General features: G+C 52.0%; 1 protein-coding gene. It reads right to left on the reverse strand.

The window, feature by feature from the left end:
• On the reverse strand, positions 1-408 hold a 408-nt coding region (locus ACLUWI_RS10360), incomplete at both ends, for a MucBP domain-containing protein (RefSeq protein ID WP_412147245.1).

Below are 408 nucleotides of genomic sequence, written 5' to 3' on the forward strand. Positions count from 1 at the left end.
CACGAACTTCTCCGTCAAACCGTATTGGTTCTGCGTGTATGGTACCGGCGTGTCCTTAGTTGGATCTTCCGGCGTCACACTTGGCGTACTTGGCGTGTAGCCTGGCACTTCTGGAGTTGGTTCGTTTGGCACAACCTTCGTTGGATCGTCTGGATCATTTTGGTAGATCGGCGTGTCCGCACCTGGAATTGGCGTGCCGTTTGGATCTACCGGAATGATCTTACCAACCTTCTTGTAGATGAACGTTGCCGTTTCATCGCCATTGCCGAACGTACCCTTGGTGTTGTCCTGTTTTACCAGAACGTAGCCGTTGATTACCTTGGCATCGCCCGTTACGTCAAAGTCATCGCCATTCTTGTAGGAGCTGCCCTTGTTAACGCTCGGTGACAGTTCGTTGCCATCTTCGTC

The organism is Limosilactobacillus mucosae, from assembly GCF_046939755.1.
GTDB lineage: Bacteria > Bacillota > Bacilli > Lactobacillales > Lactobacillaceae > Limosilactobacillus > Limosilactobacillus mucosae_A.